This is a genomic window from Methylocystis sp. Uni0008 (assembly GCF_056838045.1).
In genome coordinates, this window is sequence record NZ_CM166370.1 from 1,561,446 (window position 1) to 1,575,347 (window position 13,902).

Below are 13,902 nucleotides of genomic sequence, written 5' to 3' on the forward strand. Positions count from 1 at the left end.
CTGCGCCTTAATGGTGGGGATGCAGCCGGTGGTGCGGCGGGTGATAGGGATTGAGGTGCTTGCGATGGTGATGCGGGCACGGATAACGCCAGTGCCGGATGCCGCGCGTGTGGTTCGTGGGCGACGTCGTTACAAAGCATCCGCCACGCTGGTGATGCCCATGACCATACCAGTCGTGGGAAGGCTCATGCATGAAGGCGAGCTGCTGCGCTGCGGCGGGGGTAGGCGTCGCGGAAAGGGTCAGCCCCGAAACCGAGGCGACGAATGCGAGAACGATCAGGCCTCTGAACTTATTCTCAACCTTGAATGTGGACATACGGCTCTCCGGTCGTCTGGTCTCAGCGCGAAGAACGCGCTTTCATCGACGAAATAGACAGCCGAAGCGGCCGGGGCAGAGCCACGGGAGCACAACACGTTGAGACCAGTGGGAGAATTGGTGCGGGCGGCCGGAATCGAACCGGCACAGGCCTTGCGGCCCTACGGACAACTTTCGCTGCACCGCCTGCGCGTTCGCGGTCCGGACTGCAGTTGCACGGGCGCAAGAAACGCGCCCGATCACGTTTCTATGACGATTGGGATGCCGATCTTGTTGGCAACGGGCGTATAAAGGTCCGCCTGAACATCAGGACTTTCAAGCGATACGATTAACGAGTATCGCGCGATTTTTTCCCAGGCTCCAAGATGTGGCCTTTTGTTCCACCACCCCATCGTGGGGTACACCGCTATATGCCCACGCGCGGCTAAGTCGATTGCCGTGCCCCGCCATGTATCGGAGTGGATGGAGCCCAGAGAGGCTAGTGAGTGGCGTCGACCAAAATCCCACCCGGGATCGGGAATCGATGGTCCTTGGTAGTCATCATCTCGGGCAAATTTGTTGATGCGCTGCTGAAACATTGTGTCTGTTTCAAGCGGCTTGCGTACGGCAAAGCGAAGTCCGTGAGACTGGTAGCCGTAACGTTGAGTCCAGCCTCGGGATCCTGGACTTGGTTCTATGAAGTACGACAAGGTCACGCGCATTAAAACCTCGATATTTTGTAGCGCTTCAAGCGCTTCGCGAGGCCATGGTAGGGCGTGCAAGTTCATGTCGCGCGTCTTCACCTTTCCGTCGTCCTTGTAGAAGGGCTGAATTTCGCTCTCGGCAATGAGCGTCAGCGAATTATCAAGGCTCAATAGAAGACGACGCATATTTGGCGTTCCGTGGCCGAAACACCGTAGCAGTCCGCGATAATCGAGTTGACCCCGTGCATCGGTGAACCGCGCCTTCATTGCTTGTGACCATTCGGCGGAATGGACGAGTAAGGCTCGAACGGTCTCGGGAGCGAGGCTTGGGTATTTTGACCAGAGCATCGCAGCCAACCGCGCCGCGAGTGCAGTTGCTGCGCTTGTATCGCCGAATGTAGTAAGCGCCCCGCGCCCGATCATGCTGTGCGACGTGCTTAAAAGCTGAAGATCATCGAGATAATCCGGTTCGGCTATGGCGGGGTTCGTCCCCATGTTACCCGCTTCCATCACGATGTCCGGCTTGATGGCCCATTTACCCCAAGTCATAGAGGTGCAACTACAGGGTGAAAGATCGCCTGGCTGAGCAAGGGGATTCCAGTCAGGCCACTTTGTGCTGTCGATTGAGAATTTATCGGTGCAACCGCCGACGGTTAGCGCATTCCATGCCTGTGCGGGATCATGAATGCCGTCGGTCAGGTTTGAGTTGGCATAAAGGTGACGCTGCGATGGATCGGTGTTGCCCGCCGAAACCAGCATCAACCGGCGCTGTCCGTCATCGACGCCAGCGGCAAGTGCATCAATGGCCGCAGACCAGGACGAAGGGCGGCCTTGGTCCCTTCCATCTTGAGCGGTAACGGCCATGCAGAAGACACGTTTGCGATCTGCGGTAACTTCGACGCGGTAAGCACTCTCTTGCGTGACGGCGCCATAAAGTTCGGGATCGTGGGGGTTGGCGCGGTTGACAATTTTTACGGATTCGAGCCGATGGCTTATTTCCAGGTTAGCCGACGAAGACAGCGCCTCGGTTAGATCGCCATAGGCAGCAAGTCCTGCCATCGGCGTTCCATGACCTTCACGATCATCCACGCCCCAAGCTGGCCGATAGGTATGCAGGTCGTGGGGATCGGCAATAGGAGAAAGAAGCGGGTGACCGGCATTGAGTCCGGTGTCGAAGAGACAGATGTAAGGTGAGACGGACGAACTTACGGTTGTTCGCGACAGCAATTCGTCTATCCATTGCTGTTGTTCACTGACCGTCATCTCGGAAAAGATTGCCGCCGTCTCTTTCGGCAACCTGATTTCGGCAATCATCCCAAGAATGTCGATGGAACGCGCCAGATTCGCAGCTGTCCCCTGAACAAGAACCACCGTCCGATCGACGAAGTTGATCACCTGGTCTTTGACCAACAGTTGGAATTGCGGCGCAAACTGCCTCAAGCGAGATAGATGATCGATTGGGTTCGCGCGCCTTAACCAAAGTTCCCAAGTGAGTTCTGTGTCGGGATCGGGAAAAGGAAGGGATTCTTCCGTCCAAAGAGCTTCCAGAGCTGCAATCTTTATGTCGCTGATGCTTTCAACCAAATCTTGATTTTTTGGCCGCGATACGCCTGTTTCAGCGCGCGGCGTCGTTTCCCTATCCCTATAGTCGGCAATTCGACGTAGAAATAAGTCGAGCTTACCGTCGGGTACAAAGACCGTTGCCTGGGTACGGTTTTGCGGTGTCGTCTTGACGGCACAAAGTTCGATGCCACTCGGTGTGAGATCAAGACTCTCGAATTTGAGCGGGAAGTTGGGCTCGCTTTCGAACTCAAGATAAATGCCAAAGCCCGCATCGAGTCCGAATGCCTTCTGTTCTTCGACACGTTGGTCAGCGATCGGTTTCGCTGCTTCAATTTTAGCGAGCAAATCCGCCGCGTGCTGCGATCGGTTTCGCGCTGGCAGGCTCATAGGCTCGTGCGGCGCCGAATTTGGGCTGGTAAATCGGGTCGGCTCAATATTCGTTGGAACGATTAAATGCGGGTGCTGAGCCATGCTGCTCCTGTCAATATGCGCTATTCGCTAAAAACCTGCTTATGCGTTACAGCAAACTTTCGATCTTCAATTGCGCGCGCGAGGTCCGCCTGCGCTACGAAATCCCGCTCATGAACGAGCGCATCCTTAATCGCGTCCTCGCAGGCCCGCGTAACGTCCGCAAAATTCAGCCCCTCTGCGAGGGCCGCAGCTTTTGCCCATTGTATCCTCTTGGTCGGAAATCCGCTGAGTTTAGAACGCAGCGTTTCCACGATCCTTTCCGCATCAGGCAAGGTGTATTCGATCACGTCGTCGAAACGACGGAATAACGCTCTATCCAGCATTCCGACATGATTGGTCGCCGCAATCACCAAGCTGTCGGAATTATCTTGTTCGACCATCTGCAAGAAACTGTTCAACACACGACGTATCTCGCCAACATCATTCGTGAGGCCGCGCGACGACCCTATGCTGTCAAACTCGTCAAACAGGTAGACACCGCGCGTTTGATTGAGCGCCTCGAAAATCAGCCTCAACTTTGCTGCGGTTTCACCCATGAATTTTGTGATGAGGCCGTCCAGCCGCACAACAAACAGCGGCAGGCCAAGTTCTCCAGCCAGGGCAGACGCGGTCATCGTCTTGCCGGTACCCGGATTGCCGATGAGCAGAAGCTTACGGCGTGGCGAGAGCCCCTTGTTACGTATGACCTGAACCGCCCGATGCTCCCTAATGACGCGTTCCAGTTTGCTTCGCGTTTGAGCGCCAAGAACCATTTGCTTCAAACGGACGCTCGGATAAGAAACGCTTAGCAGCTCCGCGACTTCGCCTCGTGGACGCGCAAGCGGGATCGGCGCCTTGGCCGGCAAATGAGGTCGCGCTTTTGCGCGATCGATCATAAGGCGGATTTCGTCGGCGACTTTTCCATGCCCAAGGCGTGCTTCATGGGCCGCGATCTGCATAGCAATCGCATAGCACTGTGCTTCATCTCCCTCGGTCAGGGATGCAATGAGCGCTTTAACTTGATCGGCGCTGGCCATGATTAAAATCCTAATTGCAACCCTAAAGCAGAATCATATGCGGTGTAAGAGATTAAAGGAACGCCAAGGTTTTAGGCACTCTGGTGCGGGCGGCCGGAATCGAACCGGCACAGGCCTTGCGGCCCTACGGATTTTAAGTCCGTTGCGTCTACCAGTTTCGCCACGCCCGCCAGCCGACCGTATATAGGCGGCGCGGCAAGCGAACGCCAAGCGGTTTATGCCCGGCGGCGCGGCTTGGCGTCGGGCTTGCCGATCGGCGCCTGGAACGACAGCCCCGTGTCCCAGGGAAAGAAGATCCAGGTGTCCTGCGAGACTTCGGTGACGAAGGTGTCCACCATGGGCAGGCCCTGAGGCTTGGCGTAGACCGTCGCGAAATGGGCGTTCGCCAGCATGTCTCGAACCGCCTTCGCCGTGGCGCCGGTGTCGACGAGATCGTCGATGATGAGCACCTCGGCGCTGGGCCGCGCCAGAATCGTCTCCGTCAGCGGCTTGAGCACCTGAATTTCGTCACGCTCCGTCTCCTCGTGATAGCTCGCGACGCAGACGGTTTCGATCACCCTGATGCCGAGTTCTCGCGCCACGATCGCGGCGGGCACAAGGCCCCCCCGGGTCACCGCGACGATCGCCGAAAACCCGCCGATCGACGCAAGACGCCAGGCAAGCGCCCGCGCGTCGCGGTGAAAAATGTCCCAGGAGACCGGGAAGACCTTGTCGGGTCCGTACATCTGCTTCACGCCTCCGCCGTCATGTCAGCGCGCGAGTTCCTTAGATAGCGACGCGATCAGCGCCCGGGCAGCCTGCGCGGCGCGCGCCAGCAGCGTCGCGTCCCGGCTGCGCAGCACAATCTGATTCCTGATCCCGCCGCTGGTAAAGGAGGGATAGGAGCCGACGCTCACGCCTTCGTGGCCCCGCGCAATCTCTTCCAGACCTGCCGCATATGATCCTTCGGGAACGCCGTTGGCCTCTACCGTCTCGACAAGCACCGGCGGTCCGGCCGCGAGCCGCGGTCCGATGACGTCCATCATGTTCTGCATGATCATCGGCACGCCGGCCATTACGATGACGTTGCCGATCCAGAATCCCGGCGCCTTGGATATGGCGTTGAAGACCAGATCCGCCCCCGCGGGGATGCGCGCCATTCGCCGGCGCGCCGGATTGAGTTCAGCCTCGGAAAAGCGCTCCCTGAGGAGCGCGATCGCGCGCGGGTCCTCGCCGATGTCGACGCCAAAGGCGCAGGCGACCGCATCCGCGGTGATGTCGTCATGCGTCGGCCCGATGCCGCCAGTTGTGAAGACATAGGTGTAGCGGGCGCGCAGCGCGTTGAGCGCCTCGACGATCGCCTCCAGATCGTCCGGCACGGTTCGCGCCTCTCGAAGATCGACGCCGATCTGCGCGAGATAATTGGCGATGTAGCGTGTGTTCACGTCCTGCGTGCGGCCGGACAGTATCTCGTCGCCGATCACGAGTACCGCCGCGCTCGCCGGCCTGTCTCCCGCCGCTTCTCGCGCCGTTTCCTGCGCCATGCCGGCCTCCCTCGCGCCAATTATGACCATGGCGGCCGTGAACGCCAGCCCCGGCGTCTATTCCGCCGGGACTGGCGCGGACAGGGAGAATTGCTCGACGGCGGCGGCGAAGCGGTGCAGCAGACCAAGGCATGCCGCAACGAAGACGACGTCGAGGGCGGGCGAAGCAAGACTTGCTTCCTGCAGAATCTGTCCGATCGCGCTCAACAGGCTCACGCAAGAATAGGTCGAAAGCCCGTTGCGCCCGAGCAGCGAAAAGAAGGGGAAAATCCGCGTCTGGCTCAGGAGGGCGGTGATCTTCGAGAAGTAGAGCACATAGGCGAGCGCGACGAAATCGATGATGCGGATGACGCCGAGATCGGTCTTGTCCCAGTCCAGGTAGCGGCCTGCTTCTTCGACAAGTCCGCGCGCGAGGCCGAACGCGTTCGAGACGATCAGCGTCGAAAGGATGGTGAAGGCCAAAGCGAATTGGTAGGCGACGGCGTGAAAGGGCACGCCGCGGGTTCTGATCGCGCCGCCACAGTAGATCCCCAGGGCGAACATGAACTGCCAGGCGAACGGATTGAAATACCAGTAGCCGGGCTCCGGCCATGTGGGGACATTGAACCCGAGCAGGCGCGCGCCCGCGTAAAGCGCAGCCGAGGCCGCGAGCATGCGCAAGCCGGAGCGAGAGGCGAATGCGAAAAGCGCCGGCGCAAGCGCGATCAGCACGATATAAAGCGGCAAGATGTTGAAATAAGAGACTTGATGACTAAGCGCGAGAATGCCTGCGACGCCCCGAGTCGGATCGGCGAAAGGCGCCGCGCGGCTGTTCTCGCCGCTGAGAAAATCCCAAGGCGTAAAATAGGTTGCGACGCCATAGAGCGCCAACGCCGCTGCGGTCAGCGCGATATGAGCGCCGTAAAGGCGGAGCGCGCGCGCGCTGATAGAAGCGGTCGCATCGATGATATTGCGCCTGAATTTCTCGCCATAGGCCAAGGCGATCGAGACGCCGGAAAGAAAAACAAAGCCTTCGGCCGCATCCGAGAAGCCGAAATTGCGCGGCGTGATCGCGCCGAGCACATTGCCGGGAATGTGGTTTATGAGGATGATGGCGAGGGCCGCGCCGCGCCAGAAATCGATTCCCTCGATTCGTTTGCCCTGCACGCCCTTCGATCCCCCTTGCCCATGCGCCGGTGGCGGGAAAGCAAGCCGCATGCCTCCTTGATAAGCATGACCGGCAATTCCGCCAAGATCGCGCTGCGCGCTTATCCAGAGAATCCCGGGCGACAGTCCGCCGCAGCCTTGCGTTGCCGCTTCAAACCATTACCTTGTCGAGTGAATCCCTCGATGGAAACCGGGCCGCCGCGTTAAATGACCTTTATCGAATCCCATCTCGCGCCCGCCGCGCGCAAAAGCGGGCAGATCAAGCTGCATGGCCCCGAAGATTTCGAGGGCATGCGCGTTGCGGGCCGGCTGACGGCGGAAGCGCTGGACATGCTCGTCGAACACGTCAAACCGGGCGTGACGACGCAGGCGCTTGACGATCTCGTTTTCGACTTCGCCATGTCGCACGGCGCCTATCCTGCGCCGCTCGACTATCGCGGCTACCGAAAATCAATCTGCACCTCGATCAACCATGTCGTCTGCCATGGCGTGCCTGACAACAAGCCGCTGCGCGAAGGCGACATCGTCAATATCGATGTGACGTTCATCGTCGACGGCTGGCACGGCGACGCCAGCCGCATGTTCGCCGTGGGCGAGATCCCGCGGCGCGCGCAGCGCCTGATCGACGTGACATATGAGGCGCTGGAGCGCGGCGTCGCCGCCGTCAAGCCGGGAGCGACGACGGGCGACATCGGCGCGGCGATTCAGCAATATGCCGAAAGCGAGCGCTGTTCGGTGGTGCGCGATTTCTGCGGCCACGGACTGGGGCGCGTGTTTCACGACGAGCCGAATATTCTGCACTATGGCGTCAAGGGCCAGGGCGTCGAATTGCGACCGGGCATGTTCTTCACGATCGAGCCGATGATCAATCTCGGTCGTTCGCAGGTGAAGATCCTATCGGATGGCTGGACCGCCGTGACGCGCGACCGCTCGCTTTCCGCGCAGTTTGAACATTCGGTCGGCGTCACCGAAACGGGCGTCGAAGTCTTCACCAAATCGCCGGCGGGGCTCGACAATCCCTCAGCCGCGCGCGCCGACGCATGAAGAAGGCGGCTGACGCCGCAACAAGCGACGGCTCCGGCCTGCGCGATTCTGCGCCACACTTTCACGGACACCGGCAGCGTCTGCGCGAACGCTTCATGGACGCCGGCGAAGCTGCGCTCGCCGATTACGAGATGCTGGAGCTGCTGTTGTTTCGCGCGATCGCGCGACGCGACGTGAAGCCGCTCGCCAAGGCGCTGATCACAAGGTTCGGCTCTTTCGCGGAGACAGTCGCGGCGCGGCCCGAGAGGCTTCGCGAAGTCGATGGCCTCAGCGAAGCGGCTATCGTCGAAATCAAGCTCGTCGAGGCTGCGGCAAAACGGCTGGCGCGCGGCGCCCTGCAGAAGCGCCCCGTGCTCTCGTCCTTCATGGAGGTGCTCGACTATTGCCGAACGGCGATGGCCTTCGCCGAGCGCGAGGAATTTCGCATCCTGTTCCTCGACAAACGCAATGCGCTGATCGCCGACGAGGTCCAGGGGATCGGCACCATCGATCACACGCCCGTATATCCGCGCGAAATCGTCAGACGCGCGCTGGAGCTCGGCTCGAGCGCGCTGATACTGGCGCATAATCATCCGTCCGGAGATCCCACGCCATCAGCCGCAGACATACGCATGACCAAGGATATCGCCGCGATCGCGCAGCCTTTCGGCATTACGGTCCACGACCACCTCGTCGTCGGCCGTCACGGCCATTCGAGCTTCCGAGGGCTGAAGCTCATTTGACGCTAAACTCCTCCACGATCGTCGGAATTAAGGCGACGCGCTCCAGAGTGAGTTGAGCGCATTGTCCTATTTCGTCACGCCGCTCATCATCGCCACCGCGCTCTTCATGGAGCAGCTCGACGGCACCGTGCTCGCCACGGCGCTGCCGGCGATGGCCGCCGATCTCCATGAAGATCCCGTGGCGCTGAAACTGGCGCTGACGTCCTACCTTCTCTCGCTCGCGGTGTTCATCCCGCTCTCCGGATGGGCGGCGGATCGCTTCGGCGCGCGGCGCGTGTTTCGCGCCGCGATCGTCGTCTTCACCTTCGGCTCGATTCTCTGTGGCCTGTCCAATTCGCTTGGCGCGATCGTCGTCTTTCGCATCGTGCAGGGGCTCGGCGGCGCCATGATGACGCCGGTGGGCAGGCTTGTTCTGCTACGCACCGCGGCGCGCCACGAACTCGTGCGCGCGATGGCCTATCTCACCATCCCGGCGCTGATCGGCCCGATGATCGGCCCGCCGCTCGGCGGCTTTATCGCGACCTATTTTCACTGGCGCTACATCTTCTGGATCAATGTGCCGATCGGCGTGGTCGGCGTCATGCTCGTGACGCGCTTTATTCCGGATCTGCGCGAAGAGTGGACGCCGCCGCTCGACATCGCCGGCGCCATCCTCTCCGGCGTCGGCCTGTCCTGCCTGGTCTTCGGCTTCACGATCGCGGGGCGCGGATTCGCGCCGGCGCCGGTCGTCGCGCTGATCGTCGCGCTCGGCGCCGCGGCGCTTTTCGCTTATGTGCGGCACGCGAAACGCGCGCCCTACCCGATCGTCGATCTCGATCTCCTGCATATTCCGACGTTTCGCGCCGCCGTCTTCGGCGGCTTTCTCTTCCGCATCGGCCTCGGCGCGACCCCCTTCCTGCTGCCGCTTTTGCTGCAGGCCGGCTTCGGGCTCTCCGCCTATGAGGCGGGACTTCTGACCTTCGTCTCGGCGGTCGGCGCCATAGCGATGAAAACGACCGCGCAGCCGATTCTGCGGATGTTCAGCTTCCGGCGCGTGCTGATCGTGAACGCGCTCATCTCTGCCGGCTTTCTCTCCTTGAACGCGACCTTCTCGGCGACGACGCCGCATTTGCTCATCATGGGCGCACTGCTCGTCGGCGGCTTCTTCCGCTCGCTGGAGTTCACCGCGCTCAACGCCATCGCCTACGCCGACGTCGATCAGGACGCCATGAGCCGCGCCACGAGCTTCGCCTCGGTGGCGCAGCAATTGTCGCTTTCGACAGGCGTCGCCATCGGCGCCGCGGCGCTGGAGGCCGCGCGCGCGTTTCGCGGCGGCGGCGCGCTCGAGGCGGGGGATTTCACGCCGGCGTTCATCGTCGTGGCGTTAATCTCGACGCTGTCGGTGACGAGCTTCCTGCCGCTCGCGTCCAATGCAGGCGACAGCCTGACCGGACGCGATCAAACCGCGTAGTTCGGCGATCGATGCCGGCACGCCAGTTCAGATGACGAGGCGACCGCCAGCCCCAGATAGGAAGACATGTCGAGCGCTCCCCAAGACTTCATCGCCGGGCTCCCGAAAGCGGAGCTGCATCTTCATATCGAGGGGACGCTCGAACCCGAGTTGGCCTTCGCGCTCGCCGAGCGAAATGGCGTCAAGCTGCCGTACGCTTCGGTCGAAGCCATGCGGCGGCTGTACGATTTCCGAAGTCTTGAGGACTTTCTCGCTCTTTATTATCAGGCGACGCAGGCGCTGCTGACCGAGCGGGACTTCTACGATCTCGCGCGCGCCTATCTCGACCGCGCCCGCGAGGAGAACGTTCGCCACGCCGAGATCTTTTTCGATCCGCAGGCCCATATGCGCCGGGGCGTCCGTTTTGAAGCCGTCATCGAGGGACTGAGCGCGGCTCTGAGGGACGCCGCGCGCGAGGGCGGGCCGACGTCGCGGCTGATCATGTGCTTCCTGCGCGATCTCGATGCGGCTGACGCCATGGCCACTCTCGAGACCGCGCATCCCTGGCTGGATCGTATCGCCGGGATCGGACTGGATTCCGCCGAAGCCGGAAATCCGCCGAGCAAATTCGTCGAAGTTTACGAGCGCGCGCGTTCTCTCGGCCTGCGCGCCGCGGCGCATGCCGGCGAAGAAGGGCCCGCGGCTTATGTCTCGGAAGCTCTGGATCGCCTCCAGGTCGAGCGCATCGATCACGGCGTGCGCGCGATCGATGATGCGGCGCTCGTCCAGCGACTCGCGCGTGAGCGGGTCCCGCTGACCGTCTGCCCGCTGTCGAACATACGCCTGTGCGTCTATCCCGACATGCGCGCGCATCCGATCCAGCGGCTGTTCGAGGCGGGCGTCGTCGTGACCGTCAATTCGGACGATCCGGCCTATTTCGGCGGCTATGTAAGCGACAATTACCGCGCCGTTCAGCAGGCGTTCGACATAGGCGCGGCCGAGCTGCTCGAGTTCGCCAGAAACAGCTTCGCCGCGTCATTTCTCGCTGACGCGGAAAAGAAGGCGAGGATCGCAGAAGTCGACGCCTACGCGCGGGCGCACGGCCTGTAGGCGCATCGCCTATTCCGCGCGGCGCGCGCGAAAGCCGGTCGCCAGCACATAGAGTTCGGCGGAATCCGCGCGGCTCGCGGCCGGCTTCACATGGCGCACCGTTGAAAAGTCGCGCTTGAGGCGCGCCAGCAGCTGGCCTTCGGTGCCGCCCTGCAGGACCTTCGCGACGAAGAAGCCGCCTTCCGCCAGCACGTCGCAGGCGAAGTCGGCGGCAAGTTCGGCGAGCGCGACGATGCGCAGATGATCCGTCGCCTTATGGCCGGTGGCGTTCGCCGCCATGTCCGACATCACGCTGTCGGCGTCGCCGCCGAGCATGTTCTTGATGAACTCGGGCGCGTCAGGATCGTTGAAGTCCTTCACCGCGAATTCAACGCCCGCGATCGGCTCCATGTCGAGAAGATCGACGGCGACGACCTTGCCCTTGCCTTCCTTCGCCTTGACGCGCTCGGCGGCGACCTGCGACCAGCCGCCGGGCGCGGCGCCAAGATCGACGATGCGGCCGCCGGACTTCAAGAGATGGTAGCGATCGTCCATCTCGAGGAGCTTATAGGCCGCACGCGAGCGATAGCCCTCGCGCTTGGCGCGGGCCACATAAGGATCGTTGAGCTGGCGTTCAAGCCACAGAGTCGAGGAGAGCGATCGCTTGCGCGCGGTCTTGACCCGCGTCTTTAGCGATCGGCCGCCCTCGCGCCCTGACTCTTTCGTCACGCGTGCACCTTGTCGCGCGGGCTGAAGACGCCGCCCTGCGCCGGCTCCATGACGATGTGTCGGTCGTGGAAGGCGTGCAAGGTCGAGCGGTGTCCGATCGAGACGATCGTCGTGCGCGGCAGCCGCTCGCGCAGCATGGCGTAGATGTCTTCTTCGAGCTGCTCGTCGAGCGCCGACGTCGCTTCGTCGAGGAAAAGCCAGTCCGGCTTGGCGAGAAGCGCGCGGGCGATGGCGACCCGCTGCTGCTCGCCTCCAGAGAGACGTTGTCCCCAGTTGTTTTCCTCGTCGAGACGCTCGACGAAGGGCGCCAGTCGCGCCGCGCGCAGGGCCTCCTGCATTTCGGCGCGCGAGTAGTCGTCGACATGGCCGGGATAAACGATCGCCTGGGCCAGCGCGCCCATCGGAATATAGGGGCGCTGCGGCGCGAGCATCACCTTGGCGCCGCGCGGGGTCAGCACCTCGCCCGAGGCGTAGGGCCAGACGCCGGCGATCGCGCGAAACAGCGTCGACTTGCCTGAACCCGAGGGGCCGGTGAGCAGCGCGGATTGGCCGGCGGCGAGCGTCAGATCGTCGACCGTCACGATCCGCCGCCCGTCGGGCAATGCAAGCGTCAGCTCGCGCAAGCGGATATCGGCGCCCTCCGCCGAAGCGACGATCTGCGCCGCGGACATCTGCCCCCGCGCTGCATCGATCGCGTAGTCGAAGGACGTCAGGCGGTCGAGCACCGATTTAAAGTTGGCGAGAGACGTATAGTAATTGATGAAGAAGGTCAGCGCGCTTTCCACCCGTCCGAAGGCGCTCGCCGTCTGCGTCATGACGCCGAGCGGAATGCGCCCGGCGAAGTAGAACGGCGCCGTGATGACGTAAGGAATGATCGGCGAGAGCTGCCCGTATGTGGAGGTGAACGCCATCAGCTGCTTGCGCTTCTGCACGATCGCCAGATAGTTCATGATAATCCCCGCGAAGCGCTGAATCAGCGACCCGCGCTCGGCAGGCTCGCCGCGCAGCAGGGCGATCTGCTCGCTGTATTCGCGCATGCGCGCCAGTGAAAAGCGGAAATCGGCCTCACGCCTCTGACGGTCGAAATAGAGCCCGGTGAGCGAGCGGCCGATCAAATGCGTCACCAGCGTTCCGACCGCAGCGTAAAGCAGCACCACCCAGAAGAGAAAGCCTGGAATATAAATATCTGTTCCAGGCAGCGGATAATTGCCCGACAGATCCCACAGCACATAGGCGAAGGAGACGAGCGAACTCAAGGTGGCGATCAGCAGGATCGAGTAGGAGTAGACGCCGTAGCCCTCCTCCGCGCCGCTGATGAATCGATTGACGTCTTCGGCGATGCGCTGGTCCGGGTTGTCGGCCCCGCCCCCGGCGAGCGCCATGCCGTAATGCGTATGGGCGCCGAGCCAGCGCTCGATGTAATGCTCCGTCAGCCAGCGGCGCCAACGGATGATCAGCATCGACTGCAGAACGAATTCGATGATCACGGAGGTGACGTAAACGAAGGCCCAAGGGGTAAAGACGAAGAAAAGCTGCCGCCAGAACTCTGCGGCGTTCTTCTCCTGAATGGCGTTGAACCAGTCGCGATTGAAGAAGGACAGGCGCACGGTGATGCCGACCTGTCCTTGGTTGAGAAGCACCAGCACAACGACCATTGCCATGGCGATGGCGCGTTCTCGCGCCGCGAAGGGCGGAAATGGCCAGACGCGCCCTTCGCCGCGCTCACGGGAATCGAAATAGAGATCGGCGATGCGCGTCATCTCCCGAACGACGGGTATGTGCGAAATCGCGTAGACGATGATCGAGAACACGGCCACGGTGAGCGGCATGGTTTCGGGCGGCGCATAGTCCTTCAGCGACGAAGGCCACAGGCCTTCCGACTGCATGAGGCCGATGACCCCGAAGACGATCGTCTCCGTCGAAAAAATCGCGGCGAAGATTTTCAGGAAACTCGACATGTCGGCCGCGCGCCATGTCGTATAGGCGCATAGCCCCGCGGCGGCGGCGAGCACGAAAAGGCTGGAGTCGCCTTTATGGGCGCCGACCAGCGCGGTAAGGGTCGCGAACACGGCGACCGCCACGCTCAATTTCTGCATCTTTCACCTTGGATGTGAGAAGCCGCTCGGCGCGCCGCGATCGCATCGCCGACGCTGGCCGTCTAGCCACATGAT

At 61.8% G+C, this 13,902-nt stretch carries 12 protein-coding genes and 1 tRNA gene; 4 read left to right on the forward strand and 9 right to left on the reverse strand.

Annotated elements, in window-relative coordinates; all coding sequences use genetic code 11:
• Nucleotides 1–7: 7 nt before the first annotated feature.
• The 7 genes from AC0X69_RS07655 to AC0X69_RS07685 all read right to left on the reverse strand — a co-directional run bounded on the left by AC0X69_RS07655 (nucleotide 8) and on the right by AC0X69_RS07685 (nucleotide 6,769).
• Nucleotides 8–316, reverse strand: coding sequence for a hypothetical protein (locus AC0X69_RS07655; RefSeq protein WP_482612874.1), 309 nt, complete (start codon nucleotides 314–316; stop codon nucleotides 8–10).
• 239 nt (nucleotides 317–555) lie between these two features.
• On the reverse strand, nucleotides 556–3,033 hold the full coding sequence (locus tag AC0X69_RS07660) for a S8 family peptidase (RefSeq protein ID WP_482612875.1): 2,478 nt from the start codon (nucleotides 3,031–3,033) through the stop codon (nucleotides 556–558).
• 20 nt (nucleotides 3,034–3,053) lie between these two features.
• Nucleotides 3,054–4,049: an AAA family ATPase gene (locus tag AC0X69_RS07665; RefSeq protein WP_482612876.1), complete on the reverse strand. Its 996-nt coding sequence runs from the start codon at nucleotides 4,047–4,049 to the stop codon at nucleotides 3,054–3,056.
• A gap of 81 nt (nucleotides 4,050–4,130) precedes the next feature.
• Nucleotides 4,131–4,219 (reverse strand) — tRNA-Leu (locus tag AC0X69_RS07670).
• A 45-nt stretch (nucleotides 4,220–4,264) separates the two neighbouring features.
• Nucleotides 4,265–4,774, reverse strand: coding sequence for a xanthine phosphoribosyltransferase (gpt, locus tag AC0X69_RS07675; protein ID WP_482613323.1), 510 nt, complete (start codon nucleotides 4,772–4,774; stop codon nucleotides 4,265–4,267).
• 24 nt (nucleotides 4,775–4,798) lie between these two features.
• On the reverse strand, nucleotides 4,799–5,572 hold the full coding sequence (locus AC0X69_RS07680; protein ID WP_482612877.1) for a competence/damage-inducible protein A: 774 nt from the start codon (nucleotides 5,570–5,572) through the stop codon (nucleotides 4,799–4,801).
• Between the two features lie 57 nt (nucleotides 5,573–5,629).
• Nucleotides 5,630–6,769: an OpgC family protein gene (locus AC0X69_RS07685; RefSeq protein WP_482612878.1), complete on the reverse strand. Its 1,140-nt coding sequence runs from the start codon at nucleotides 6,767–6,769 to the stop codon at nucleotides 5,630–5,632.
• Nucleotides 6,770–6,925: 156 nt separating this feature from the next.
• Between AC0X69_RS07685 and map the strand changes: the two genes are divergently transcribed.
• The 4 genes from map (at nucleotide 6,926) to AC0X69_RS07705 (ending at nucleotide 11,023) form a co-directional block, all read left to right on the forward strand.
• Entirely contained in the window at nucleotides 6,926–7,762 is an 837-nt protein-coding gene (gene map / locus AC0X69_RS07690; RefSeq protein ID WP_482612879.1) for a type I methionyl aminopeptidase, read from the forward strand.
• The gene (gene radC / locus AC0X69_RS07695) at nucleotides 7,759–8,484 is read left to right on the forward strand and encodes a RadC family protein (protein ID WP_482612880.1); all 726 of its coding nucleotides are present in this window, start codon (nucleotides 7,759–7,761) and stop codon (nucleotides 8,482–8,484) included. Before map ends, radC begins: the two co-directional genes overlap by 4 nt.
• Nucleotides 8,485–8,545: 61 nt before the next feature.
• Nucleotides 8,546–9,934, forward strand: a complete 1,389-nt coding sequence (locus AC0X69_RS07700; protein ID WP_482612881.1) for a DHA2 family efflux MFS transporter permease subunit — start codon at nucleotides 8,546–8,548, stop codon at nucleotides 9,932–9,934.
• A 66-nt stretch (nucleotides 9,935–10,000) separates the two neighbouring features.
• On the forward strand, nucleotides 10,001–11,023 hold the full coding sequence (locus AC0X69_RS07705; protein WP_482612882.1) for an adenosine deaminase: 1,023 nt from the start codon (nucleotides 10,001–10,003) through the stop codon (nucleotides 11,021–11,023).
• Nucleotides 11,024–11,032: 9 nt separating this feature from the next.
• On the opposite strand, the gene AC0X69_RS07710 is transcribed toward AC0X69_RS07705, so the two are convergent.
• Together AC0X69_RS07710 and AC0X69_RS07715 are read right to left on the reverse strand one after the other, a co-directional pair.
• Nucleotides 11,033–11,731: an RlmE family RNA methyltransferase gene (locus AC0X69_RS07710; RefSeq protein ID WP_482612883.1), complete on the reverse strand. Its 699-nt coding sequence runs from the start codon at nucleotides 11,729–11,731 to the stop codon at nucleotides 11,033–11,035.
• Complete coding sequence (locus tag AC0X69_RS07715) at nucleotides 11,728–13,827, reverse strand: ABC transporter ATP-binding protein/permease (protein ID WP_482612884.1); 2,100 nt, start codon at nucleotides 13,825–13,827, stop codon at nucleotides 11,728–11,730. Before AC0X69_RS07715 ends, AC0X69_RS07710 begins: the two co-directional genes overlap by 4 nt.
• Nucleotides 13,828–13,902: the final 75 nt, after the last annotated feature.